This window comes from Miniphocaeibacter massiliensis (assembly GCF_900232905.1).
Taxonomy (GTDB): domain Bacteria; phylum Bacillota; class Clostridia; order Tissierellales; family Peptoniphilaceae; genus Miniphocaeibacter; species Miniphocaeibacter massiliensis.
Genome location: NZ_OCTQ01000001.1, coordinates 469,533 through 496,107 on the forward strand (window position 1 = coordinate 469,533; position 26,575 = coordinate 496,107).

Annotated in this window: 23 protein-coding genes and 1 pseudogene; all 24 read right to left on the minus strand. The window is 27.2% G+C overall.

Going from position 1 to position 26,575, the window contains the following annotated elements; genetic code table 11:
• Positions 1-15 precede the first annotated feature (15 nt).
• The 24 genes and pseudogenes from CS899_RS02370 to yfcE all read right to left on the minus strand — a co-directional run bounded on the left by CS899_RS02370 (position 16) and on the right by yfcE (position 26,478).
• Entirely contained in the window at positions 16-672 is a 657-nt protein-coding gene (locus CS899_RS02370) for a redox-sensing transcriptional repressor Rex (protein WP_099203359.1), read from the minus strand.
• A 116-nt stretch (positions 673-788) separates the two neighbouring features.
• On the minus strand, positions 789-1,742 hold the full coding sequence (locus tag CS899_RS02375) for a Gfo/Idh/MocA family protein (RefSeq protein WP_164995823.1): 954 nt from the start codon (positions 1,740-1,742) through the stop codon (positions 789-791).
• 194 nt (positions 1,743-1,936) lie between these two features.
• Entirely contained in the window at positions 1,937-2,107 is a 171-nt protein-coding gene (locus CS899_RS10775; protein ID WP_164995824.1) for a hypothetical protein, read from the minus strand.
• 171 nt (positions 2,108-2,278) lie between these two features.
• Positions 2,279-2,712 (minus strand): annotated as a pseudogene (locus CS899_RS02380) (DUF4003 family protein).
• A 277-nt stretch (positions 2,713-2,989) separates the two neighbouring features.
• Entirely contained in the window at positions 2,990-3,310 is a 321-nt protein-coding gene (locus tag CS899_RS02385) for a DUF1622 domain-containing protein (RefSeq protein ID WP_242491853.1), read from the minus strand.
• A 179-nt stretch (positions 3,311-3,489) separates the two neighbouring features.
• On the minus strand, positions 3,490-8,601 hold the full coding sequence (locus tag CS899_RS02390; protein WP_099203363.1) for an SdrD B-like domain-containing protein: 5,112 nt from the start codon (positions 8,599-8,601) through the stop codon (positions 3,490-3,492).
• A 315-nt stretch (positions 8,602-8,916) separates the two neighbouring features.
• A complete protein-coding gene (locus CS899_RS02395) occupies positions 8,917-10,248 on the minus strand; it encodes a TIGR04283 family arsenosugar biosynthesis glycosyltransferase (RefSeq protein ID WP_099203364.1) in 1,332 nt (443 codons plus the stop codon).
• 110 nt (positions 10,249-10,358) lie between these two features.
• A complete protein-coding gene (locus CS899_RS02400) occupies positions 10,359-11,333 on the minus strand; it encodes a heterodisulfide reductase-related iron-sulfur binding cluster (protein WP_099203365.1) in 975 nt (324 codons plus the stop codon).
• On the minus strand, positions 11,323-11,769 hold the full coding sequence (locus CS899_RS02405; protein ID WP_099203366.1) for a hypothetical protein: 447 nt from the start codon (positions 11,767-11,769) through the stop codon (positions 11,323-11,325). The genes CS899_RS02400 and CS899_RS02405 overlap by 11 nt, the downstream gene beginning before the upstream one ends.
• 20 nt (positions 11,770-11,789) lie before the next feature.
• Entirely contained in the window at positions 11,790-12,863 is a 1,074-nt protein-coding gene (locus CS899_RS02410; protein WP_099203367.1) for a sulfurtransferase, read from the minus strand.
• A gap of 22 nt (positions 12,864-12,885) precedes the next feature.
• Entirely contained in the window at positions 12,886-13,896 is a 1,011-nt protein-coding gene (locus CS899_RS02415; protein WP_099203368.1) for an aminoglycoside phosphotransferase family protein, read from the minus strand.
• A 63-nt stretch (positions 13,897-13,959) separates the two neighbouring features.
• Positions 13,960-14,787, minus strand: a complete 828-nt coding sequence (locus CS899_RS02420) for a rhodanese-like domain-containing protein (RefSeq protein ID WP_099203369.1) — start codon at positions 14,785-14,787, stop codon at positions 13,960-13,962.
• Positions 14,788-14,842: 55 nt separating this feature from the next.
• Complete coding sequence (locus CS899_RS02425; protein ID WP_099203370.1) at positions 14,843-15,709, minus strand: nucleoside hydrolase; 867 nt, start codon at positions 15,707-15,709, stop codon at positions 14,843-14,845.
• A 3-nt stretch (positions 15,710-15,712) separates the two neighbouring features.
• The gene (locus CS899_RS02430; RefSeq protein ID WP_099203371.1) at positions 15,713-16,549 is read right to left on the minus strand and encodes an ABC transporter ATP-binding protein; all 837 of its coding nucleotides are present in this window, start codon (positions 16,547-16,549) and stop codon (positions 15,713-15,715) included.
• 13 nt (positions 16,550-16,562) lie between these two features.
• Entirely contained in the window at positions 16,563-17,372 is an 810-nt protein-coding gene (locus CS899_RS02435; RefSeq protein WP_099203372.1) for an ABC transporter permease, read from the minus strand.
• On the minus strand, positions 17,369-18,271 hold the full coding sequence (locus CS899_RS02440; protein ID WP_207204723.1) for an ABC transporter permease: 903 nt from the start codon (positions 18,269-18,271) through the stop codon (positions 17,369-17,371). Before CS899_RS02440 ends, CS899_RS02435 begins: the two co-directional genes overlap by 4 nt.
• Complete coding sequence (locus tag CS899_RS02445) at positions 18,244-19,497, minus strand: ABC transporter substrate-binding protein (RefSeq protein ID WP_099203373.1); 1,254 nt, start codon at positions 19,495-19,497, stop codon at positions 18,244-18,246. The genes CS899_RS02440 and CS899_RS02445 overlap by 28 nt, the downstream gene beginning before the upstream one ends.
• Before the next feature lie 14 nt (positions 19,498-19,511).
• Positions 19,512-20,195 (minus strand): TVP38/TMEM64 family protein, encoded by a 684-nt coding sequence (locus CS899_RS02450; protein ID WP_099203374.1) that lies wholly within the window; start codon positions 20,193-20,195, stop codon positions 19,512-19,514.
• Positions 20,185-20,907 (minus strand): TVP38/TMEM64 family protein, encoded by a 723-nt coding sequence (locus CS899_RS02455; RefSeq protein ID WP_099203375.1) that lies wholly within the window; start codon positions 20,905-20,907, stop codon positions 20,185-20,187. The genes CS899_RS02450 and CS899_RS02455 overlap by 11 nt, the downstream gene beginning before the upstream one ends.
• Positions 20,908-21,557: 650 nt before the next feature.
• Positions 21,558-22,319, minus strand: a complete 762-nt coding sequence (locus CS899_RS02460; protein WP_099203376.1) for an ABC transporter ATP-binding protein — start codon at positions 22,317-22,319, stop codon at positions 21,558-21,560.
• 1 nt (position 22,320) lies between these two features.
• Positions 22,321-23,358 (minus strand): FecCD family ABC transporter permease, encoded by a 1,038-nt coding sequence (locus tag CS899_RS02465; protein ID WP_099203377.1) that lies wholly within the window; start codon positions 23,356-23,358, stop codon positions 22,321-22,323.
• Between the two features lie 3 nt (positions 23,359-23,361).
• Complete coding sequence (locus CS899_RS02470) at positions 23,362-24,333, minus strand: ABC transporter substrate-binding protein (RefSeq protein ID WP_099203378.1); 972 nt, start codon at positions 24,331-24,333, stop codon at positions 23,362-23,364.
• 601 nt (positions 24,334-24,934) lie between these two features.
• On the minus strand, positions 24,935-25,876 hold the full coding sequence (guaA, locus tag CS899_RS02475; protein ID WP_099203379.1) for a glutamine-hydrolyzing GMP synthase: 942 nt from the start codon (positions 25,874-25,876) through the stop codon (positions 24,935-24,937).
• Positions 25,877-25,935: 59 nt separating this feature from the next.
• The gene (yfcE, locus tag CS899_RS02480) at positions 25,936-26,478 is read right to left on the minus strand and encodes a phosphodiesterase (RefSeq protein ID WP_099203380.1); all 543 of its coding nucleotides are present in this window, start codon (positions 26,476-26,478) and stop codon (positions 25,936-25,938) included.
• Positions 26,479-26,575: the final 97 nt, after the last annotated feature.

Here is a 26,575-nt window from a genome sequence, read left to right on the forward strand (position 1 = left end):
CATTGTTATCAATGTCTAATTTTTTGTTCCTGGATAATCTTTTAAATTGTTCATATAGTACGTTAGTGTAAATAAACTTTCGTCTAAATGGACATTTTCTAAAACTACATCTTTTGGTAATTTCAAATCTGTTGGAGCAAAATTCCAAATTCCTTTAATTTTACCTTCTACTAAAGAGTCGCAAATTTCTTGAGCAGATCCTACTGGAACTGCTAAAACAGCCATATCTATATCTTCTTTTTCTAAAAACTTAGACATATTTGCAATATCACTTACTTTTATACCATTTATAGTCTTTCCAATAATATTTTTATCTTTATCAAATAAACCCATTATTTTAAAACCGGATGATTCATTAAATCCTCTATATTTATATATTGCCTGTCCTATATTTCCCATTCCAACAATAATTGCTTTATATGATTTGTCTATTCCTATTATTTTTTCTATTTCAGATTTTAATTCTTCAACATTGTATCCATAACCTTGTTGGCCAAAACCACCAAAATGATTTAAGTCTTGTCTTATTTGGGAGGCTGTTAATCCAGTAATCTTACTTAGCTCTTGTGAAGATACTCTTATAATTCCCTTATCTGCAATCAACCCTAAATATCTATAATATTTTGGCAATCTTTTTACTACGGCTAACGAAACACGTATATTTGAGCTCATATTATTCCTCCTTATTAATCTATATTGTTATTATATCAATTTTATAATTATTTATCAATAATTATTTAACAATTTATTGTGTTTCTGCTAAATATTTTTTTGGTTTTTTATATAATTTAATATATATTCCATAATTTTTCTATCACTTCTATACTGTTTTTTGTTATTTCAAGTGAATTAATTTCAGATTCTATCTTTCCTTGTTTTATACAGTTAATAAATTCTTCTATTTCATAATACATTAAAGGTAATTTGTTTTTATCTTCATATTTTTCTAACGTTCCATCTCTGTACTCTATATTGAATTTAGTAGGTAACGATGTTTTTTCAAATGTTAATACGCCATCTTCTCCAATAATTTGAGACTCTGGATAATTATTAAATATTTTACTATACATTACTACAGCTTCAAAATCATCATAATCTAAAATTCCAGTTCCAAATCCTATTGCTCCAGTAGATAATCTATGATTATTTCCTATAACTTTATTTGGCTTCCCAAACAAATTTACTATTGGTTCTATACTATAAATTCCTATATCCGTTAGTGCACCATTTCCAAGTTTTGGTTTAAATGCATTTTCTACTATTCCAATTTTCAATTTATCATATCTGGACGAATATTGATTAAATTGAAATACAACTCTTCTTATACTCCCCAATTTACATAAACTATTTTTTATTTCTCTAAAAGTTGGAGTTGTTGTAGAAATTATAGCTTCCATAAACATTTTATTGTTTTTTTTTGAAGTTTCTATTATATTGTTAATCGAATTTAAAGTTGTTGTAGCTACTTTTTCACATATTACATGAATTCCATAATTTAATGCCTTAATAGACTGTTCTTCGTGTAACCCTATAGGACTAGCTATGTACACTGCATCTATTCCTGAACTTAACATTTTATCCAAGTCATCATAGTAAAATTTAGCACCATTTTCTTTTCCAAATTCTATTGCTTTATTAATATCTCTTGAATACATAGCTGTAAATTCAAAATCTTCAAGTAATTTTGCCGCATTTAAAAAATCTTGTACTATAAAATTAGAACCTATAACTCCAAATTTCATAAATCCTCCCTTTTTTATAGCATTTAAAGTGATACAAATCATTTATAACAAGTATTATCTCATAAACCTATAATTAATCAAACTATTTTTATAATTAATTAACATATTTAAACGATATAATTACTATCCCTTTCCTTTTAGGTAAAATTTGTAATCAGTAATGTTTGTACTATGAAAATTATTGTTTTAATATCTTAAGAATTATAAGATGATGAGGCCACTACTGCACTACTAGCTGCTGCTATAGAAATCATTAAGGCAATTTGTTCAGCTATTATCAAAGATACTATAGTGCTTATTGCCGTAGAATTAATGTTTTCTTCGTCTGGTAAATATTCACTTGTCGCTATCATAGCTGAATACATTAAACGTTGTCTTTAACCTATTCCAAAAACCCCAAATCCTTTTTGTTCTTTAAGATAATCATCTATCTACATAATATCATTACAAAGAGTCTTAATATCTACATCTAGTAAGCCAACTATACCTAGACTGGCTGCTTCATAATACTTTCCATATTTATATCTATTATTTTTTTAATCATTGTATAACCTTTCAACTCTTTCACATTTTATTTCTGATGTTTTTTCTCCCAGCGATAAAATAGTGCTCAATGATTGTACAGCATTTTTATAAAACACACTATTTCTCAAAATATCATAACATTTTTCCATTTCATTTTCTATCATGCTAATGTTCAGTTTTGATATTGCCAACATAGCAGCAAAAGTTGTATCTTCACTTGATGTTAAAAAGGGATGATTTCTTTTCATTTTTTCATAAATACCTCTAGTTTTTTCAACTATGCCATCATAATCAAATCTATCTACATTTTGAGCAATATAGCAGAAGTTACCACTAGATGTTCTGAACCACAAAATAAGCCTTTAAGCTTATTATAAACTTCTAGCACTTTTTTCATTTCTAATTCTGGATTATCTCTCAAAGAAATAATTGTAACAGTAGCCATCTTAGAGATTCCTCTAAAATTAGAAAAAACTCCTACATTTTCTTTTAATATATCTAAACTCTATTCAAGTTTATCTATACATATTTGTTTGTTTTTAGAAGCATAAATATATCCACATAAAGAATGTATATAAATACTTTCCCATTTAAATCTAGATTTTATTATATCTCTATTTCTAATAAATCACTTTTATTTTTTAATGAATTTTTCATATTAAAAGTCCCCCTTATTATAAATTATTTATATTTGGGTAATATTTAATTGAGATTGTCTTTCATTAATTAGTACTTTCTATTTCTTTATTTAAGAAATACGATATAGCTGTTCTAATAATAACAATAGCACCTAATAGTCCTATATCCCTAAAAGTTGGGGAAATTATAGTCTCAACAATATCTGCAATAATTAAAATTTCTAAACCAATTAAAACTATACCACCTAATTTATTCTTAATAATTTTTATTTGTTTTGAATCTTTTTTTAATATATTTATAAATAAATCCTTTAAGTAAGAAGCTAATCCAACTAATAGCACTATTACAGATATTAATTTTACTATATTAACAGAAATTTCTAACAATTCTTTTATAGTTTCCATCATATCCTCCTTGCATTATTTCTCATTTATAATAATTCTATCATACTAATTTCTCATTTTATATAAACAGCTAACATGAAAATCAATATATCTGTATAAATTTTTAATATAAAAACCACTATTACAGTAATAGTGGTTTTTATATTTGGTTAGTCATTGTTGTAAATAATCAGTCATATTTATTTTTTATCTTGTCTTTTATAGCTATATGCTCCAATCGATATTAATGATACACCTAAAATACTCATCACCGTTAAATTTATTACTCCTGCTTTTGGTAATTTACTACTATTATCTTTATCCTTATTATTATAATCTTCACTATCTTTAGATATAGTAGGCTTAGTACTTTCTGTAGGTTCTGTTGTTTCTGGTTCAGTAATAATTTCTTCTTCCCAGATTGCATATAGTATAGTGTCTTTGGTTATTTTAAAGCTTTCTGGATTTACTACACCATTTTCATCTACCGCATATGTTGGTGTTGTTGCATCTTTATCTTCTGACCAACCTAAGAATTTATGTCTAGTTTTTTCTAACTTTCCTGTATTTCCTAGTACTGTTACATCTTCTTCACTACTATATTCATTACTATCTACTGGAACTTCTCCACTTGTATTTCCATTTCCATCATATGTCACTACATATGTTTCTTCCCAGATTGCATATAGTATAGTGTCTTTGGTTATTTTAAAGCTTTCTGGATTTACTACACCATTTTCATCTACCGCATATGTTGGTGTTGTTGCATCTTTATCTTCTGACCAACCTAAGAATTTATGTCTAGTTTTTTCTAACTTTCCTGTATTTCCTAGTACTGTTACATCTTCTTCACTACTATATTCATTACTATCTACTGGAACTTCTCCACTTGTATTTCCATTTCCATCATATGTCACTACATATGTTTCTTCCCAGATTGCATATAGTATAGTGTCTTTGGTTATTTTAAAGCTTTCTGGATTTACTACACCATTTTCATCTACCGCATATGTTGGTGTTGTTGCATCTTTATCTTCTGACCAACCTAAGAATTTATGTCTAGTTTTTTCTAACTTTCCTGTATTTCCTAGTACTGTTACATCTTCTTCACTACTATATTCATTACTATCTACTGGAACTTCTCCACTTGTATTTCCATTTCCATCATATGTCACTACATATGTTTCTTCCCAGATTGCATATAGTATAGTGTCTTTGGTTATTTTAAAGCTTTCTGGATTTACTACACCATTTTCATCTACCGCATATGTTGGTGTTGTTGCATCTTTATCTTCTGACCAACCTAAGAATTTATGTCTAGTTTTTTCTAACTTTCCTGTATTTCCTAGTACTATTACATCTTCTCCACTACTATATTCGCTACTATCTACTGGAACTTCTCCACTTGTATTTTCATTTCCATCATATGTCACTACATATGTTTCAGCTGGTTGAATATCTAATATCAGTCCAGCATTCCAGTTTTCATTTTTACCATCTTTAATAGTAATTATATCTGTAGAGCCACTATCATTAAATTTTGAAGTTTGAGAATTATTTAAATCGCCTTTTACTGTCATTTTATAACTTGAAGGAACTTCTAGTTTTAGAACATACTCTCCTGGAACAATATTGTCTCCATAAAAATTATATTTTCCTTCACTATTTGTATTCGTAGATTTAACGTATACTTCTTTACCATCTTCTACCTTATATAAATCTACTTTATGATTACTTAAAGTATTTTCTCCTGATGTTTTTAAACCATTTTCATCACTATCCACCCAAACATAACCAGATATATTAGTACTTTCCAAATATCCTGCATCTATATTTAATGGATTAGTCTCTGTAGATAAATCTATTTTTGCAATTCCTAAACTTTCATCAGAAGAATCTAGAAAATCACTATCTATTGTTTTGTCATCGCCAATTTTGTATTTCGTCAACATTAAAGATGAATTATTCTTCTTAATTTCAACTTTATAGTTTCCTTCTACTAAATTGTCAAATTTATATTTTCCATTTCCATCAGTAATAGTTTCAGCAATTAAATCATTGTTCCAATCATATAAAGATACCTTTACACTAGATATGTTTTTCTCGTCTGTTTCTCTAAGCCCATTGCCATTACTGTCTTTCCAAACAGTACCTGCTATAGAATTAGTTTGTATTTCTTTTGTAAGATAAATACCAGACTTCATTGGTTCACCTACTTCAATTGAAGGTTTGTTTTCTCCTTCAATATAATTCCCCCCTACTGCAAAACTGTTCCAAAGTATATCTTTCTCATTTGTTATATTTTCAACTCTATAGTCTAATAGTAAGCTTAATGTTTCTTTCCCCTCCAGACCATCTTTTTTAATTATCTTAATAGCTGAAGCTTCTCTTGGTAATTCAGACTGTCCATCCCAAGATATCCAAGTTGATTTACTATTATTCAATTCTTTTAATTCTAATAAATTATTTTCAGCTGTTGCATCTTCAGAGTAATATAATTCAAAGTTACTTCCTAACGTAGTCTCATCTAATTGTTTTATGCCTGTTACTATGCCATTTACTGTAGAGTTTTTGGAATTACTAGATATAGTCATTGTGTCATTAACTTTAGGTAAGTTATCAATAATATGAACTTCTTCTATTTTTGTTACTCCTGTATTAGGAACTTCTATTTTAAATGACATGTCTAATCCATCTTGTTCCATTACTGAATTATTTACTCTATTAAATGTATTTCCGTCTAGTGTTAACTCTTTTTTGCTTGCTGCTCCAAGTGAACGTATAAATTTTACTTCTCTCCATCTAGACATTGCCGCATTCTTGTATCCTACTCCTGGTATATTTACTCCAGCTACTCCACCTTCATACTCTTGTTCAGGATCACCGGATATTAAATAGCAGTCAAAAATTTCCGATGAGTTCACAGCTTTAGAACCACTTGCTTTAATCTTAACACCATGATTCCAATTCCAGCCCTCGCCATTTTTCCAATCTTGATTGTACTTAAATTCTACTAATTGTTGTGATGAATTAATCTGTCTTATGTTTATTTCTACATTTGGATTAGTTTGAGTATTTATTACTTCTGCTGATTCTATATCTATGCTAGTAGGAACTACAACATATAATATTGGGTCTTTTAATGGCCCACCACCACCTGTATTGTTTATAGCTATTTTAAATTCAAAAGTATCTCCTATTTTATTTTCTAAAGGTGTAAAAGGTTGTTCCCAACCCGTATATCCAGGTATTGCACCTGTTGAAAATTTTGTAGTTACTTTCTTAGTATTTCCAGCATCATCATTATTAGCATCATAACCTCCTTCAACAAATGGAGTGTAAGTAGCTTCTGAGTCACCTGGAAACTTTATATCACCATAAATATACATAGTATTAGTAATTCCATCATTTAAAGATTTTGAGTTATCTTTAATTCCTTCTAAAGTTTTACCAATACCCTCTATATTTACTACGCCTGCACTTGCTGGAATAGATTTTGTTCCTTCATAGGAAAAATCATATTTTACAGTTGTTATATATTCATCTTCTTCTAATCCTAAATTTGAAACATATATTTTCCCCGAAGTCCTTGAAGGTCCCATTGACCTCCATGAATCATTTTTGTTAGTCTTATACAAAACTTCTGTACTTACTAGACTATTAATTTCTGGACTTGCACTTTTTTCTGCACTCCAAGCAAATATTTCGTATTTATACCCATCGAAAAAATCTGTTTCAATATCATTTCTTAATGGATCATCTACTAAATAAGCATTTCTCATATCTAACTCTGGTATAAATTTAATGGAATATATAAGTCTATAATCAACTAATTTAGAAATTACTGAAGGGGCATTTTTTTCAAAGAATTTTGTTCCTGGAAAATCAATTTTATCTTTAGGATATGCCGTTTCTTTTATAATTGACTCTTCTTCAATTTTTTCTCCGTTAAATCTATCTCCAGAAAATTGTGCCTTTATTTCATAATCTTTTTCTTCTTCCTCTGGATAAGGATACTTATAAGTTAAAACTACTTCTCTTTTAGCATCGCCAACAATAATATCATCAACTGGTATCTCTACAGTATATATTCCATTTTCTGGAGATTCTCCTTTATAATATTCAACGTTATTATATTTCACGCTATATAAATCTGCATCTTCTGGAACTGTTATTATTAATTTTCCATTTTTTATATTTAAGCCACCTACATCAGCTTCTGATTTTAATGTAAATTTAGAAGTGTGTGCATTTGTAGCTACATTTCCTCCTAATACTCCTTCTAAAAACTGTATTTTATCATTGTTTTTAGGCGTAATTCCATCTAATGCTTTTTCTGATGGATTAGCATTATTAGCAGTTACTGAAATTTTACCATCTAGTTTTGTATCTGTAGTACTAACTCCCTTTTTAAATCTTAATTTAAAAGGAATAGACAGCATAGTTCCTACTTCTAAAGTATCTAAATATTCTATTTCAATTGTATTTCCTATTTGAGTTAATTTATAAGCATTACTACTTGGTAAAGATGTAATATCTACAGTATCTGGCAGTTCAACTTTTACTTTTATTCCTGAAATTGATAATTGTGATTCTGCTATACTTGAACTATTTACCATAACATTCATAGTAAAATCACTACCTGACAATGGATTTTTATTTGAGTATGCTTCAGATATTGATAAGTTTGCTATAATTTCATCTGATAATGTAGAAATATTTGGTACTATTTCTTCATTTACTTCTTTATCTATCTCTGCCTTATTATTATTTATATCTTCTTTTTTTACATTAACTAAATCTAAACTAATTGTATCTTTTTTATCTTTATCAGAAATTAAACTTACGATATTAATTCCATCTATTTTGTCACTATCAGAATTAATTTCCATTGAAATCGTTTCTTGATAATTTTCTTCACCTCTTACTGGATACTTTGATTTAACTTCCCATTTTCCTTTTTCATCGAGTTTATTTATTTCAGTATTGATATTATCACTCTTTAACAATACATCTAAACTCTCTCCTGTATCTATTATGTATGATAGTTCTTCACCGTTATTACCTGAAACTTTCCCCTCAACAATAATAGTACTTTCCCATTTTTCATTATTTAATTCTGCTCTTATTTCTTTTAATTTTTCTCCATTATTTAACCAAAATAACTCTAAGTTCTCTTCTTCTATAGAACCAGTGGTTTTATTTTCAATAGTATCAGCATTAGAAACTATTAGTCCTGAAAATAATGGCATTATTAAAGAAAACAATAAAAATAAAGATAAAAACCTTTTTCCTTTTTTAATTTTAACCAAAATCCTTCCCTCCGTTATTGTTATATTTTTAATACTTTAATCTATAAAATAAATCAATAGTATACTAACCTTACTCTATATAATATAACGTTACTTGTGAAATGTAAATCCTAAATATAATAATATTAATATTTAATTAAAAATTTTATCTATTTGAGCTATAATATATAATATTTAAATTTGTATATTATAATAGAATAATTTATGAATAGAATTTATTACCTACCTTAGTCTAATAATTTAAAATTATTTTCTTCATGTTTTACATATAAACTATAGTACTCTAAGTACAATCTCATGTTAATATATATTTCACTACCTTATATCTTTATAATTGTTAGATAAAATATTAATATCTACCCCATTTCTATACATTTTCCTTAATTTATACATTTTCCACATTAATTTAAGTTTTTGTATAGTTTTCTTAGGATACCTTCTATCAGATGTATTTATTCTATCTTTTGTTATACCTACTTTAAAACCTTTATCTCTTAAACTTAAAGAAAACTGGTAGTCTTCCATTATAGGTAAATTAGGATACATACCTAATTCAAAAAACAAATCTCTGTCAATAAATATTCCTTGATCACCAAAAATTATTCTTCTATACTTAGCTCTAAAATTAGAAATAATTCTACAAGCAAACATAAAGAAGTTTTTTGAATCAAATATTATTCCAAAGCAACCTACTCTATACTTTTTCATTACTTCTTTTATTTGCATTAAAAAATCAGAAGGTAATTTACTATCAGAGTGAAGAAAAAAAAGTGTATCTCCCGTACTTTTTTCTGCCCCTAAATTCATTTGATTAGCTCTTCCCTTTTCTGAATTAATTACAGTAAAATTACTATCTATTAAGTTCAAAGTATTGTCACTACTTCCTCCATCAACAAATATAATTTCACATTTATCTTTGAATGTATACAATTGTTTTTGGATATATTCAATAGTACTTTCTTCATTATAAATAGGAATAATTATAGAAACTTTATTATTAGAATACACGAATTTTGAACTTTCTGTCTTTTGTTCCTTCCTATTTTCTCTAATTCTATTTCTAAATTTTCTTAAATCATCAATAGTATCTATATCTGAAAGTTCTTTTACATATTCTATTTTAAAATTTTTGTTTTTTAATCTAAAAACTGTATTCTCTAATACTGTTCCCTTTCCATATATTTGGTTTTTAAAAGCTTCTTCTATAGGTTTATTCATACCAACTAAATAATATCCCCCATCTTTAGTTGGTCCAAAAACTATATCCTTATTATTTAACCCTTTAAATGCATTTTCTAAATATTCTTTTTTTATTTCTGGAATATCTGTCCCTATTAAAACACAAGATTTATAATTTTTGTCTAGTACAAATTTTATAGCATTATACATTTTTTCTCCAAAATCATTTCCTTTTTGAGAAAAATATATCTTGTCATCTCCTAAAATTTTCACTAATTTTTTTTCTTTATCTTCCGGTGTAAAAGCAACAAAAATATCAGTACTTACTTTTTCACATTCTTGCTTTATATCTTTTAAAAAACTTATATGTAATTGTTCACACTCCATTGGAGTTAACGCTGGCATCATTCTTGTCTTTGTCTTTCCTGCTAGTGGAACTCTTGTAAAAATAATTATTGCTCTTTCCATAAAACCATCTTTCTTATAAACTTTATTCCTCTCAATACAATCCCATATAAAATAGGAAGGCTAAAAACCCCTTCCCATTTATATAATTTAATATTAAGAAAATACTCTATTTAATAAAATTTTGTTTTTACTCTATTTATTAAAGATTTTTTAATATCTGCTTTTTCTGAAACTTCAAGTATTTCAGATAAAATATGAAATGATTTATCATGTTTATTTCTAGTGAATTGTCCCACACAGGTTGCACAATAAGTATAAATTTCTTCATATTTTATTGTTAAGTCATTCATTTTTTTAGCTAACTCAGGTTCTTTAATAATAGCTGAGCCCCCTAATCCACAACACTGAATTTCACTAATATAATTAATCTCTCCATCTATAAGTAACTTTATTTGTTCCATCCACTTTTTCTCTTCTCTTTCTGGGCATGGCACAAACATATTTATATTTTCAGCTATTTTTTTACCTATATTTAACTCCAAAAGTTTCTCATATATGCTTACTATATTTATATCTACTTTATCATATAAATAGTGATAACAATTTGGGCAAATAATAATTAGTTCTTCAATATTTTCTTCTTTAAATCGCTGGTTTAATTTAAGTAATATATCTTTTTCTTCTTTCTCCATGCCTAATTCTGATATTGGCTTTCCACAACAATCATAAACAACACCAATATTTTCATGTTCGTTTAATATTTCTATAATATTTTTAGTTGTTTTTGGATAAAATGATGGAAAGTTACAACCTGGAAATAATACACTCTTTGAAGAATGTTTGTAATTCTTAAATTTATAATTGTTTTTTTCGGCAATTAACATTTTATAGTCTTTTTTTATTAATTTATCATATTTTTTCATTTCTTCTTTTCTAATTTGATAAATTATTTCTCTTCCATCTATATCTATAGGACAAACTCTTGTACATTTTCCACATAAAAAACAACTATATGACAATTCTGGATTATATCTAATATCACTTATATCTACTTTATATTTATCTAAAAATATACAGTTTTCCGTACATATTCCACAATTAATACAATCTTCAGAATTAGTTGAAAATTTTTTATTAGTATACATTTTCTTTACTTCCTACTTTATTACTATTCCATACTATGGATAATATGGCTTTTATTATTTGTATTAAAGCTATTAATCCTAAAAATAAAGAAATATAAAAATATGTTTTTATTTTTTCTGTGGAACTTATAGATACAAATACAGTAAATACTATTGTTGTAATTAACATTACAAAATTAATTAATTTTGATATTCTATTTAATTTTAGTCTTTTTACAATAAAATTTATTAATACAATAATTGTAAGTATTAATATTACAACAATAAATATATTTTTTATTAAATCTACATCTAGCTCTTTTCTTATTGATTGATTTTTAAAAGCTATATATCTAGCCATACCCATTTTCTTCTTAGTAAAATAAGTAATGACATAGCATCCTATAAATAATAATATTTCTAATAATGTTAAAAATATATAACCAGCTTTTTTCATTTATAATTTATCCTTTAATTCTAATTCTTAGCTTTATCTGTTGGTAGTTCTTTTACTGTTTTATACTCTACATCATCACTAGCTGGGTCCCCAACTTGTACTGGTAAGCTGTCATCCATTTGCCACTCATTCCAACCACCATCATATAATGTAACATTTGTATAACCATTTTCATATGCTATTAAGAAAGGAATTGCTGCTCTCCATCCAGTTCCACAGTAGTATGAAGTTTCATTTTCTAATGAAGCATTAGATTCTTTTAAGTATTTTTCTACTACATCTATTCCTACAGTTGTTCCGTCTTCTTTATTGTAAGAACCATCATCTGTATCATGTCCCCATATAGCACCTTTAGGCTCTCCTGCTCTTTTAATATATGAATATCCACTAGTTTTTCCAATAAATTCATCTTTACTTCTAATACTCACTAATTTGAAATTTTCATCTTTTCCTAATTTTTCTTTTACTTGATCAATAGATAAAACATACTCAGGATGTGCTGGTATTTTTACTCCAAAATCTTTATCTGTTTTTGATGGTTCATTTGTTTTTTCTTCTAAATCATACTTAGCTTTATTCCATGAATCAAGACCACCGTCTAAACATTTAACATTTTCAACTCCTGACCATAACATCGAAAATGCAACTCTATCATCTGCTGAATTTGTTCCAACATCTGAATAGCAAATTACTGTAGTATCTTTTGTTATTCCATAATCTTTCATTAGCTTTTCAAATTCTTCTGGAGTTCTATAATTCCACATTTCTTCTGACTCAACATTATCTGTATTCATGTGAACCGCACCAGGAATATGTCCTTTTAAATACGTTGGGGAAGCTTCCTCATCTCCCCATGAAACTTCTAAAATAACATAATCTTTAGATTCTTCTTGGTTCCCGTCTATAACACTCTTAACCCACTCTGGTGTAACATATACTTTCTTTTGTTCAACTGACTCTGCCTTTACACTACTTTTTTCTTCGATTTTTTTACCAGTTTCTGTAGTTTTTTCATTGTTTTTTGAATTTCCACACCCAACTAATAAAAAGGTTGATATTAAGCATAAACTCAATATTCTAAAAATCTTTTTCATAACTTTTCTCCTTAGTTTAATTTTATTTAAAATACATATTTTCAATGTATTCTAAAAAACTTTTTTCTAGATAAGCTTCTAGCTTTTTGTATGTATCCCCATTTTTTATAAGTTTATCATAACTATTATATTGAATATATGCCATAGAGCACCAAGTTATACCTCTTAAACAATTAATTGCTATAAACAAATTTAATTGTTCATTCAAATTATTTATAACAAACCTATTATTTACTGCATTTATATATTCATTTACGAACTTTTCATTTTCTTCTTTAGATAAAATAATATCCGTTTTCCAAAATGTTGTTGTTGGAGCTAAAAAATGTCCTAAATCTTGAATAGGAGTACTCAAAATAGGCTTTTCCCAGTCTACTAAATAATTATTTCTATTATGACCATTTATTAAAAAATTACCTGAATTTAATTCTGTATTTACACAACAACGATATCCACTATATTCATTTTCATCTTTTAGTTTTTTTTCTCCTAAGCTTAACAATCTTTTTATTTTACTTTTTACTTCCTTTTTACTTAATCTAGAATCATAGTATATTTTAAACATCTCATTACATTCAAAAAGTATTGCTTCTATAGGATTCTTAGGGTAAATTAAACCACTGTTTTCCGATACTATTGTTGCATGAATATCTGCTAAGCACTCTGCTGCTAAATTTAAATCTGTTTTATAATTTAAACTTCTTCCTTCTAAAAATTCCATAACCATAAGTCCATAATCTAAATATTCTTTACTACCATCAATAAATATTGGTTTAGGAGTTCTATTAGATTTTTCCAAAAGCTTAAGAGCATTAAATTCATATTCTATTTGATTATTTAAGTGCATCTGACTTCCTGTATTTATCCTTAAAATCATTTTTTTATTAGTTATAGGATGAAGTAAAATATAATTAATATTATATTCTCCCTGTGCTAATTTTTTATATGTAATATTATAATTTTTAGGAATACCAAGAGCATCCTTAAATTCATCCCTATTCAAATAATTTTTCAAATTTTTATCAAATTCCATATCTTGTATTTCCTTAACTAAAGACAGTATAAATATAAAATATTTACACTGTCTTTAGTATTTTTATTCTTCAACAAAAGCTTCTTGTATTGTCTTATCTTTTGCTCCATCTTCTATAATTAGAACATTATTTGTATCAAAACCTGCATCTCTTAATACAGAAATTCCTGTTTTAGCACATTTGTTTCCACTATAACATAATATATAAACAGGTTTTTCTTTATCTAATTTTTCAACACCTAATTTATACATATTTGTTTGTAATTTAGCATCTTCTACATCAGTTAAATCACTATGGATAGAATCTTTTAAATGACCTTTTTTATAATTTTCGTCATCTCTTACATCTATTATTTGTGCATCTTTATTATTTAATGCATCTTCTGCTGATACATATTTCCATTCGATATTTTCTTCTACTCTATCTGTCGATAAAGCTTTTTCTTCACCTAATGCTTTTGCTCCACCTTCTACTGTAAATATTAAAGAACTATCTATTCCATTTTTCTTTAATATGTCTGTAGTTTTTTCAGCTCCTTTTTTTCCACTATTACATACTATATATATTTTTTTACCATCTGATAATTTTTCTTTAGCATAAGTTGCCATTTCTTCTTCAAGTTTTGTATCTTCTAGTGGAAATATTGCCTTCCATTCTGAATTAATAAGTCTTCCTTCAACATAGTTATCCCATTCTCTAACATCTAATATATGATCTTCACCTTTTTCTGCAATTTTAACTGCTTCTTCCGCTGATATATATTGATATCCATCTTTTGAAGTTACTGCATCTGACCCCTTTGTAGATCCTCCATCTTTTTTGTCACATCCTACTGCAAATAATGTTATCATCATAATTGCAGAGATTAAAATAAGTAATTTTTTCTTCATTATTTTCCTCCTAATATTTTTATATATAAAATACAATTATGTATTTTATTAACTTTTAAACTAATGATATATTTAGCCACTTACTGTAAATATTTTCTTTTAATTTATATTCATTCTTTATTTCTGGAAGATTTAATATAACTCCATTTTCTTCTTCATTTAAAAAACCTTTTGTTAAATTCTCTTCTAAAACTTCTATATTTTTATATTTTTTATTAAATAGTTCTGGATTAGCTAAATATACTGCTGCTAAAACATCCCAATTATAAAAACCATTAATTCCATATTCTTCTTCGTTATCTATAAACCAGTAACTAGTTTTTTCATATATATACTTTGCTATATTAATTTTTTTATTGAATAATTCCATATTGTATTCATCTAATGTAAACAAAGCCTTTAAACAATTATTTCCAGTTATTACAGAAACATTATTTCCATAATTTAAAACATTATATGTAGAAATAGGATCACACGAAAAGTTTAACTCATCCATTATCTTTTTTTCAAAAATTAAAGGTTCTGTAATTCCTCCCATTAATACTATTTCATTAACATTATCAAAAAAATTTTTGTCTAGCTCGTAGGCTTTCCCTAAGTTTGTAAGAGAACCTGTTGCTATAATTGAAAGATTTTCTTTATATTCTTTGGCTTTATTTACTAAAAATTCTGCTGCTTCATTTTTGCAATCTTTTGAAATTCCACTTCCCTTAATTAATGGAATATTAAATCTATTTATTTCTTCTAGAAATTTTTGGGTATTCTCATAAACAGTATCTATATCACTATTGCCATATGTAACTGTTATTCCCTTTATATCTATATTTTCACAACCTAATAAATACAAAATAGCTAATCCATCATCAACATCGCATCCTTTTATTCCTATTGTATTGTCACAATCAACAATTACTTTTTTCATATACTATTCCTTTACTTTAAAATAATTAAAGTTCATACCATCTTCTGAAATTATAACTTCATAATTACCATCTTCAATATCTACTTTCCAACTGCAAAACTCATTTTTGAAAAAACCATCTTTAACATTTCCAACTATTTTATTTAAACTGTTTTTTTCATATTCTATATTTAAATTAATAATATTGTATGGTGTATCTATTAACTTAATTTCCCCATTTTCCATAACCGCAATTCTATCAGATACTTGTATTGCCTCTTGTTTATCATGAGTTACTAAAATAGTAGTTAAATTTCTTTCTTCTTGTAATTTTTTTACAAGCTTTCTCATTTCTAACCTAAATTCTTCATCTAAACTAGAAAAAGGTTCATCTAACAAAAGTATTTTTGGTTCTGTAGCAAGTGCTCTAGCTAATGCTATTCTTTGCAACTGCCCTCCTGACATTTCAGTTATTTTCCTTTTTTCAAATCCCTCAAGTTGTACATCTCTCAATAAATTTGAGATTATATTTTTTTGTAAATTTTTTTTGACTTTTTTAAGTTCTAATGAAAATCCTATATTTTTTTCTACTGTCATATTTGGAAACAATCGTAAATCTTGAAAAACTATAATAGCTCCTCTTTTCTCTGGCGGTAAATATTCTACATCCTCATCCTTTATATATATTTTTCCTGAGTCTTTTTCCAATAAACCAGCTATACTTTTTAATAAGGTACTTTTTCCACAACCTGAAGGCCCTAAAAGCGAAATAAATTCACCATTTTCTATATTCAAATTAATATTTTTTAAAATTTTATTTTTTTGTAATGAAACTTCTAAATTCTCTATACCTAAACTCATATTTCTCCTATTGTTAATAATAATTAATACTGTAGTTCTTACTGTATTTATCAGCTATTAACTTGCTCAGTATAAATACTATTATAGTTATTATTAGAAATACTAAACTATATACACTTGCTATATTTCTAGTTCCTCCTTGTAAATAAGGAAACATTACTATAGCAAAAGTTTTTACCTTTCCTCCTCCAATTATCAATGTCAAAAAATATTGGCTAAAAGAAACTATATATGACATGCTAAAAGCTGACAACATTACTGGTACAAGAAGTGGTAAAGATACTTTCCTAAAAGCTTTCATAGGTGTAGCACCAAGTACCCTTGCTTGTTCTTCTAAGCTTTTTCCAACTGCCTTAACTCCATCTATTAATAGTATAATGGCATAAGGCAAAGAGTATACTAAGTGAGCAATAATTACTCCAAACATAGTATTACTAAATCCTGATTTTATAAAAACTATTTGTAGTCCAAGGGCAAAAATTGTTGTTGGAATAACAAAAGGTATCATAGATAAAAAATATAATATTTTCTTCCCTTTAAACTCATATAATACAAAAGCTCTTGCAGTCATAGTACCTATAATAACTGATAAGCCTGCCACCACTAAAGAGATGAATACACTAGAATATACTATTGGTATAAATTGGCTAGTTCTTCCTATAATATCCTTTGATGCTCTTAGTGAAAATACTTGAGGTATAAGACTTGGCCAAGACCATCTTTCAGTAAAAGTCCATACTATAAGAATTAAAATTGGTATAAGTATAATTAAAGACATAATAAATAATATTAATAATACAATTTTATTTCTTTCACCTATCATTTATTTATATCTCCCTTTATACTTTTAAAATTGCTATTAACCAAATAATAGTATATAGTTGCGCTTATTAAAGAAATCAATATCATAATTCCATTTAGCGCCATTGCATAAGGTCTATTTTGTAAATCAGGGTGTATATATTCAACATAAGTTAATACTGGTAAAGCTCTTGGAGAAGTTGCTCCAAGTATCGCTGGTAACTCATAAGCTCCTAAAGCAAATATAAATATTATAATAAATCCACTTAATATTGTATTCTTACAAAGTGGTAGAGTAACTTTAAAAAATGCTTTCCATTTACTTGCCCCTAAATTTATAGCCGCTTCCCCCAGTTTATTATTTATTTTTGACATTAAGGCAATGATAAAATATATAATGAAGGGTATCTCTTTCCATAAATAAGCTATTATAACTCCTATGCCTCCTGAATCAAAAATAACCTTAGGAAACTCTTGTTGATCTGATATTAACCCAAGAGAGTATACAACTCTTGCTAGTATTCCATTTTTAGATAAAATGTTTATTGTAAATAAAGCTACTACAATATGTGGAATTATTATAGGCAACTGTATAATTTTCATGTACAAACTATTTTCTCTTCTATTCAAAACAATAATCCCAGATATCAATACACCTATTATAGTAGAAAATAGTGCTGAAATAATAGCAATTCTAAAGCTATAAACTATTGAATTTATCATGTTCACATTACTTAATATCTCTTTATAGTATTTAATTGTCGGTTTTGTAAGTCCAAGTGATGGGATTACACCAAAACTTTGAATAATTCCTATGAAAATACCGACTAAAAATATCATAGATAATATTATTTGAGGAATTAATAATTTATAAGGAGTTAATTTTTTTCTAATTATTTTCCAACTACTTCTTCTAGCCATATTTCCTCAATTATTGGAACCAATTCTGCTGGCATTTCTGGTAGACGCTTAGATAATAATTCATCTTGGGGAATTGTTCCTTTTCCTAAATCCACTTTATCGAATGCTTCTTTTTGACTTTCGTCTAATTTCTCATAATCTAAAACTGGCAATGTTTTTAAAGCTTCATATCTATTAGCTTGTACTTCTGGTGATAACATTTCATTTATTGCAATTATTGCACCTGCTTTATTTTCTGAATTTTCTGCAATTCCTATAAAGTTTGTATTCCCAATTGTTCCCTTGTCAAACTGAAAAGACTTAGTAGTATCTTTATAAGTCTCATTTTCTATATTTACTGCAACATCATATGCCCCATATGTCATATTAAGTACAAGTTCACCGTCCGAAAACATATTGTCTACAGTCGTTGATGAGTCTGGAAAAGTACTTCCTTCATTCCACAAATAAGGATTTAGAGTTCTTAAATATTCTAAAGCTGGCTCTATAGCTTTTTTTACAGTTTCCTTATCTGCTTTCATATCTAAAAATTGTTCATAACCACAAATATCATAGATAATATTTCTTACAAAAGCACTTCCTGTAAAATCTGGTAATGCAGGATATGTAACTTTACCTGGATATTTTTTTACAAATTCCCTTAATTCGTCCGTACTCTTAGGTAGCTCATCAACTACATTAGTATCTGCAAGCATAACGATTTGAGCTTTTCCATAAGGAGCTTCATATCCTTCTATTGGATATCCAAAATCTGATAATACATCTTCAGAATTTGCGTCTACAAAATCTTTATAATTTGGTAATTTATCAACAAATGGTCCAAAAAGCATATTATTTTCTTTTGCTGATTTGAAATTTTCTCCATTTACCCAAATCATATCAATATCGCCATCTTTTTTACTTGCTTGAATTTCACCTGAAATCTGACTTAAAATTTGCTCAATATCCATTGGAACACGTTCCATTTTAATGTCGTATTTTTCTTTCATAATTTTCTCAAAGTAGTCATCTAGCCATTTGTTTAACTGCTCATCTCCGCCCCATCCATAAAATGTAACCGTTGTACCTTTTGCTTCTTTCAATAATTCATCATATGACATTTCAGATATGCTTATACTACCTTTTCCTGTTTTTTCTGTCGATTTACTATTATCATTTCCATTACAAGCTACAATGGATAATATTAGTGTTAAAACCATAGCCAAGATTAACAATTTTTTCTTCATCTTCTCCTCCTAAATCACGATTTTTCAGTTTCTAAAAATTTTTTTTGTATTAAAATTCCTACTATTGTTACTAAAATCGCTAAAATTCCTGCAATTATAAAATATTTCCACTTTCCTTCATATGCCATAAATCCAAAAGCTCCTATTGTAAAAAACGAAACCCCTGGAAGCATAAAAATAAACGTAAATATCGAATATTTCCAAAAATTAATATCCGTTATTCCATAAGCAAAGTTTTGCAAATTATATGGAAATATTGGAACCATTCTAGTAATCATTAATACTACCATATCAGCTTTTCCATCTTCGCTAAATAAAAGTTTTTTTAACGTCTTATTTTTTTCAAGCATCGGCTTAACTCCATCCTTTAAAAAGAATCTTCCGACTAAAAACGACAACATCGCTCCTAATGTAGTAGCCACAAGACAAACTAATATTCCTATTATAGGTCCAAATAAAATTCCTGCTATAATAGCAAACGTGAATCCCGGTAGCGCTAAAACTACACACCCTATAATAGTTAAAACAATATATGTACAAACAGCTAATAGAAAATTATCTTCTACCATATCTTTTAAAAATTCAAGGTTTTCTATATCTCCTAGATAACTTGACCATTTAAAATAATGATTTAATATCAATAGAATAAGCATAATTATAAAAAATATTATAATTTTTTTTATGCCTTTATTTTTCATTCTCTCTAGCCTTCTTTTGTTTTTCATTATATATTTGCTTAATTAAAACTACTAATACAGAAAGTGCAAATAAAATTAATAATCCTGTCACAAGTTTTTGTGCTCCTCCTGTAAGCATCCCACCAACATAAGAATAAATTATAGTTGCTGGAAGTTGCCCAAGACCTGTTGCTATTATAAAACCTTTAAAGGACATAGATGTAAGACCAGCTGCATAACTTACAATATCAAATGATATAAAAGGCAAAAGTCTTGCTATTAATATACTTTTTCTACCATATTTTTCAAAAAAAGTGTCTATTTGTTTTAATCCTTTTTTGCTAGTTAATCTCTCAACAACATCTCTTCCCAAAACTCGTGCGATAAGAAAGCATAAGGCTGCTCCTACCATAGAACTAGTCCATGACAATATTGCACCTTGCCACCATCCAAAAAGATTTGCATTTGCAAATGTAATTAAAAACGCTGGTAACGGAGCTGCTATAGACTGGAAAATCATAAGTAAAAATGATACAAATACTGCATATGCGCCATAAGATTCTACAAATTTTTTTACTACTGTAAAATCTCCAGTTGAAAACATGTCAAATATAACATTCACTCCATTTTTTATACTAGGAATAAAAAAATAAGATCCTACTGCTATTAATATTAGAAAAATTATTATAATTTTGCCAATATAACTTTTTCTATTTGTTTTTTTTTCTTTCATGTCTTTCTCCCTTTTATGAAATAAATACCTGGTGATATCCTATGTTTTATAGGTTATTTGTTAATATAATAACATGTGTTTTTCTAAAAATATTTGCACAACTTTAAATAACTAAAAATTAATATTTTTTAATTATTTAGTCTATAATATCTATTCATTTAACTTTGGTATTTTGAAATTTGTAAAAGATTGCCTAAATATATAATTTCTCTTCTAAACTATATATTTAGATTAATTAGATTAGCTTTAATAAAAACTAAAAGACTCTTAAAAATGACTTGAAAAATTTAAAAATTTTTAAAGAAAATTTTTACCATAACCTATATTATATAAAAAAGAAATTATATTTTATTAATTCATTAGAAACTTCTAATTTAATACTCTTATATCATTTAAAAAGTATATTTTTAATATTTTTCATTAATTTCTTCTCCTTAGATAACATATTTAATAATTTAAAAAGTGATATTAAAATCGTATCAAATTAAAATAGCTATGTCAATTATATGTGAATTATTAAACTTATAAGTTAAATAAATTATACACATTATATAGATACACTAAAGAGTAAAATTGTTATGTCAATTAAAACTTCTAGTTATCTTTGTAAAACAATTTCCTCCCATTTTAAAATTAATTAGTTAGTTAAATTATCTATCATTCCATTTACTTAAAAGCTTATTCATCCAATTTGAAACATTCATATCATATACATAATTTAAATTGTCATTACTTAAAACATCATCTATAATACCTTGTGAAATAACTTTACCTTGCTTCATAAGTAGAGCATGTGTTCCATAGACTTTAGCCAAGCTTAAATCATGCACTACTGATATTAAAGCACGATTTTCTTTCTTTACCCAATTTGTTAAGATGGAAAAAATCTGCTTTTGATACATTAAATCCAAATGATTAGTTGGCTCATCTAAAATAAGAATATTTGGATTTTGTGCCAGAACTTGAGCTAAGAATGTTCTTTGTAACTCTCCACCAGACAAAGTTAAAACTGATTGTTTTCGTAATTCATACATACCTGTTATTTTCAAAGCATTTTCTACATATTCTATGTCATTTTTGTTCATTTCTGAAAAAAATCCTTTTGACCATGCATATCTTCCCAGATTCACAATTTCTTCAACTGTAAAACTATAATTAACATAGTTATCTTGAACTAACATACCAACTTTCTTTGCAAATACACTAGGCTTGTCTTTAGAAGCATCTGTTCCCAAGCAAAAAATTCTTCCTTTATATGGAACTGTTTGAGAAATAGCTTTTACTAAAGTACTCTTTCCCGCACCATTTGGTCCAGTCACCATTAACCACTGATTTTGCTCAAGTGAGAAAGAAACATCATCAACTATTACCAATTTCCCGCTTGTAACTGTTATATTCGAAATATTTAACATATCATTTTGCCTTTCTTGTTACATAAAAAATATATATAAAACTTATAACTCCAATAATGGAAGTTACAACCCCAATAGGCAATTCTTTAGGTTTTACTATTATTCTTGCAATAAGATCTGCCAACATTAAAAATGATGCACCTGTAAAAATACAAGTAGGTAGTAATCTTTTATGATTAGGTCCCGTTATCATCCTTGTTATATGAGGAATTATAAGTCCTACAAAACCGATAGTTCCACCTATTGATACAGATATTCCAATTAAAACCGAAGTAGATATAAGAATAATAAGCTTGGTATTTCTTACATTTATCCCAATGTTACGAGCATTATCTTCTCCTATAGCCAATGCGTTTAATTCATTTGTATGTAAAAGCAATACTACACTACAAATAATTAATGCTGCAAACATTACAAAAAAATTAGTATAATTACTATCTGCCAAAGATCCCATTGTCCAAAATACAATAGTTTTTACTTTTTCTCCTGCAAATGCAATAATAAGATTTATTATACTACCAATAAACATAGAAAAAATTATCCCTATTAAAATAATAGTATTAGTTGTTAGTGAGTAATCTAATACTCTGGCTAAAGCTAATATTGCAATTATAGATACAAACGCAAATAATATAGCCATTACCATAGTTCCTCCACCTTCTAACCCAGGTATCCTAAAACCAAATGTAATAGCTATAACTGCTCCTAGTGAAGCTCCTGCAGACACTCCTAAAGTTGAACCATCTGCTAATGGATTCTTCAATAAACCTTGCATAGAAGCACCACAAATAGTTAACGCCGCTCCTACTAATGCTACACATAGAACTCTTGGAATTCTAACTAATACTATAACTGATTTTGAGACAGCTAATTCTGTCTCCTTGCCTTGAATTGAACTTAAGATAACATTAAGTGTATCTTTTACTGGTACTGTAATGCTTCCTGTACATACACAAATTATGAATATACTTACGGTAATAAATGATAATATTAAATAATTTCTCCAAGTATGTCCTTTTCTATTATTTTTTTTACTCATATTCTATCTGAAAGATGTATCTTCTATAGATACTTCTTCTCCATAAATTGCATTATACAACGCTTTTGCTCCATCAACTAAACGAGGTCCTGGTCTAGAAAGTTCATCTGCATCTAACAAAAATACATTTTTATTCTTAACAGCTACAATATCTTTCCATCCATCTCTAGTCATAATTTCATCTGTTGGTTTTATTCCCTCATCTGAATTCATAGCAATACTAACTATGTAATCTGGATTTCTTTCTATAACTTGTTCTTGAGAAACTTCCGCCCATCCATCAACATCTTCAAATATATTTTTTAATCCTAGCACATTCGCAATATCATTCATAAAAGTATTTTTTCCTGCAGTCCAAATTCCAAACTCTAATGGAGATGTTTCATAGTAAATAGTTTTCTCTTCTTCTTTTGAAACTTTTTTTGCTAGTTCATCAAATCCATTTTTCATTTCTTTAACTAGATCATTAGCTTCCTTATCTTTTCCAAGACACTTTCCAATTATATTTATAGATTTGTATACACCATCAACATTTGTAGCTTCACTTACAACAACAGATATTCCAAATTTTTCCAATTGTTCTATTTGTTCTGGTTTCTGTGTCATAGTTCCCATAAAAACTATATCTGGTTGTAACTTTATAATTTGTTCAATATTTGTATCTTCTCCTGATTGCAATGATTCAACCTTTTTAACTCCTTCTGGCCAATCGCAATATTCTCCCCTTCCAACTACGTTTTCTCCAGATCCTATTGAAAAAATAATCTCACAATCTGCTGGTTGTAAAGCAACAATCTTTTTAACTCCCTTTTTAATTTCAACTTCTCTTCCCATCATATCTGTTACTTTAATAATATTTTTATTTTGTTCTTCTTTCCTAAAATCTGTTTTACTTGAATTAGAATTTTCATTTGAACATGCTAATAAAGATACTAGTAACACGAAAAACAATAATACTGTAAAAATTTTCCTCATATATACGCTCCTTAATATAGTTATTATTACTTAAACCTTAATAGTTCTTTATTCAATTATAAAATATTATTTTTATTTTACAATAAAAAAGCTCCTCCATATGAGCTCATAAAATAACTTTCTTTTAAATAAAAAATAATTGCTAATTACAAAATGAAACTATCTTGTATAACTTACTATCACAGTTTCTTATAAAATAATATATTTATAAGTAGCTCCATTATTAGATTAACTTAAAATACTCATTTAGTTTTGATAATTTAAAATTTAAAAAAGATACTAAAAATTTATAATTTATTAAATTAAATAATTATTTGACATAATAATTATACTAATACTATCTTTCTTGGACAAATACTTATACATTGTATTAAAGTTATTGATAACAGTTTATACAATTAAATAATAAACATATCTATATATTTACTATTAGAAGAATATATTAGATTGTTATCAAATAAATGTTTCCATTTTAATTTAAACTACTTTTATTAGCTACCTACTATTTTTATATCTAATTACCAAATAAAATTTAAAATTAATTATAATATTTTTAGTATAACAAAAGACTATATCTATTAGGATATAGCCTTTATTGTTTTTATTCGAATTCTATTGTTCCTGGTGGTTTTTGTGTTATATCATAAAGTACCCTATTTACTTGAGGTACTTCTTTTACAATCCTATCTGATACTTTTTGTAAAAAGTCCATATCAAATTTATACCACTCAGCTGTTACTGCATCTTCTGTGTTAACTGCTCTTAAGAAAATTGTTCTTGAGTATGTTCTTTTACCGTCTTTTACTCCTGTTACACTAAAGTCTGGCATAGCCGCAAAATACTGCCAAATTTTTGTATCTAAGCCTGCTTTTGCAACCTCATCTCTGTATATATAATCAGCATCTCTTAGTATGTCTAATTTTTCTTTTGTTATTTCCCCTAAAACCCTAACCCCTAGTCCAGGTCCTGGGAATGGCTGCCTATTAACCATAACATCTGGCATACCTAATTCTCTACCAACTTGTCTAACTTCTTCTTTATATAATGTTCTTAGCGGTTCTACTAATTCAAAGTTTACATCCTCAGGAAGTCCACCTACATTGTGATGGCTTTTAACAAGATCATGACCTTCTATTCCGCTTTCAGATATATCTGGATATATAGTTCCTTGTACTAAATAACCATATCCTTTTAATTTAGCTTGCTCTTCTTCAAACACTCTGATGAACTCTTCACCAATAATTTTTCTTTTTTGTTCAGGATCAGATACACCTTCTAATTTACTAAGAAATCTATCTTCTGCATCTACTGTAATAAGGTTAATATTATACTTATTTCTAAATGTTTCTTCAACTTCTTCTTTTTCACCTTTTCGAAGTAGTCCATGGTCAACAAATACACAAGTTAGCCTATCTCCTATTGCTTTATGCACTAGTACAGCACATACTGAAGAATCAACTCCGCCTGATAATGCACATATTGCCTTACCATCACCTATTTGTTCTTGAATTTCTTTTACACTTTTTTCTACAAATTCTTTCATAGTTCCTCCTAAACAAATTTTTCTCCAATTCAGATTATATCATAAATACAAGCCTATTTTTATATATCTAATTTTTTTATTGTAGTATTTTTTTCTAAGTCAATTAATTCGACAACGTTACCATCTATCTTTGCAACGGAACTAGAACCATCTTTTGGAATTGTAGTACTTCCTGGATTTATTATAATTAAATTATTTACTTTTTTTAATATTTTTATATGTGTATGTCCAGAAACTATTATATTAGCTTTTAAACCTTCAGCTTTTTTTATTCTTTCCTGTTCTATTTCTTCATATCCATGAATTGCAAATATTGTGTGTCCATCTAATTCTAGTAGTCTAGATTTATGACTTAAATCTTTTTTCATTACCATTTCATCAACGTCACTATCACAATTGCCTCTAATATATATAATATTATCTAACTCACTTAAGTATAACGCCAAGTCTTTTGGATTGTAATTTTTAGGTAGATCATTTCTTGGACCATGATATAGTACATCACCGCAATGTATTATATATTCACAATCTTTTAAAATACTAAGTGCTTTTTTAGTTTGCACTATATCTCCGTGTGTATCACTAATTATTCCTATCTTCATTTTTTCTCCTATCTATATTTTAATTAGTATATTAATATAATTATACCTTTTAAAAATAGTTCTATGCAATTTATCAAATAAAAAAAGAAGACTTTCG

What these genes read in the sequence shown, in the direction of transcription:
- CS899_RS02440 (WP_207204723.1), bottom strand. Translation starts at nt 18,271, where the DNA reads ATGGCTAGAAGAAGTAGTTGGAAAATAATTAGAAAAAAATTAACTCCT.
- CS899_RS02465 (WP_099203377.1), bottom strand. Translation starts at nt 23,358, where the DNA reads ATGAGTAAAAAAAATAATAGAAAAGGACATACTTGGAGAAATTATTTA.
- CS899_RS02385 (WP_242491853.1), bottom strand. Translation starts at nt 3,310, where the DNA reads ATGGAAACTATAAAAGAATTGTTAGAAATTTCTGTTAATATAGTAAAA.
- CS899_RS02470 (WP_099203378.1), bottom strand. Translation starts at nt 24,333, where the DNA reads ATGAGGAAAATTTTTACAGTATTATTGTTTTTCGTGTTACTAGTATCT.
- CS899_RS02425 (WP_099203370.1), bottom strand. Translation starts at nt 15,709, where the DNA reads ATGAAAAAAGTAATTGTTGATTGTGACAATACAATAGGAATAAAAGGA.
- CS899_RS02455 (WP_099203375.1), bottom strand. Translation starts at nt 20,907, where the DNA reads ATGAAAGAAAAAAAAACAAATAGAAAAAGTTATATTGGCAAAATTATA.
- CS899_RS02395 (WP_099203364.1), bottom strand. Translation starts at nt 10,248, where the DNA reads ATGGAAAGAGCAATAATTATTTTTACAAGAGTTCCACTAGCAGGAAAG.
- CS899_RS02430 (WP_099203371.1), bottom strand. Translation starts at nt 16,549, where the DNA reads ATGAGTTTAGGTATAGAGAATTTAGAAGTTTCATTACAAAAAAATAAA.
- CS899_RS02370 (WP_099203359.1), bottom strand. Translation starts at nt 672, where the DNA reads ATGAGCTCAAATATACGTGTTTCGTTAGCCGTAGTAAAAAGATTGCCA.
- CS899_RS10775 (WP_164995824.1), bottom strand. Translation starts at nt 2,107, where the DNA reads ATGTATTCAGCTATGATAGCGACAAGTGAATATTTACCAGACGAAGAA.
- CS899_RS02400 (WP_099203365.1), bottom strand. Translation starts at nt 11,333, where the DNA reads ATGTATACTAATAAAAAATTTTCAACTAATTCTGAAGATTGTATTAAT.
- CS899_RS02375 (WP_164995823.1), bottom strand. Translation starts at nt 1,742, where the DNA reads ATGAAATTTGGAGTTATAGGTTCTAATTTTATAGTACAAGATTTTTTA.
- CS899_RS02450 (WP_099203374.1), bottom strand. Translation starts at nt 20,195, where the DNA reads ATGAAAAATAAAGGCATAAAAAAAATTATAATATTTTTTATAATTATG.
- yfcE (WP_099203380.1), bottom strand. Translation starts at nt 26,478, where the DNA reads ATGAAGATAGGAATAATTAGTGATACACACGGAGATATAGTGCAAACT.
- CS899_RS02460 (WP_099203376.1), bottom strand. Translation starts at nt 22,319, where the DNA reads ATGTTAAATATTTCGAATATAACAGTTACAAGCGGGAAATTGGTAATA.
- CS899_RS02435 (WP_099203372.1), bottom strand. Translation starts at nt 17,372, where the DNA reads ATGATAGGTGAAAGAAATAAAATTGTATTATTAATATTATTTATTATG.
- CS899_RS02420 (WP_099203369.1), bottom strand. Translation starts at nt 14,787, where the DNA reads ATGAAGAAAAAATTACTTATTTTAATCTCTGCAATTATGATGATAACA.
- CS899_RS02445 (WP_099203373.1), bottom strand. Translation starts at nt 19,497, where the DNA reads ATGAAGAAAAAATTGTTAATCTTGGCTATGGTTTTAACACTAATATTA.
- CS899_RS02410 (WP_099203367.1), bottom strand. Translation starts at nt 12,863, where the DNA reads ATGAAAAAGATTTTTAGAATATTGAGTTTATGCTTAATATCAACCTTT.
- guaA (WP_099203379.1), bottom strand. Translation starts at nt 25,876, where the DNA reads ATGAAAGAATTTGTAGAAAAAAGTGTAAAAGAAATTCAAGAACAAATA.
- CS899_RS02405 (WP_099203366.1), bottom strand. Translation starts at nt 11,769, where the DNA reads ATGAAAAAAGCTGGTTATATATTTTTAACATTATTAGAAATATTATTA.
- CS899_RS02415 (WP_099203368.1), bottom strand. Translation starts at nt 13,896, where the DNA reads ATGGAATTTGATAAAAATTTGAAAAATTATTTGAATAGGGATGAATTT.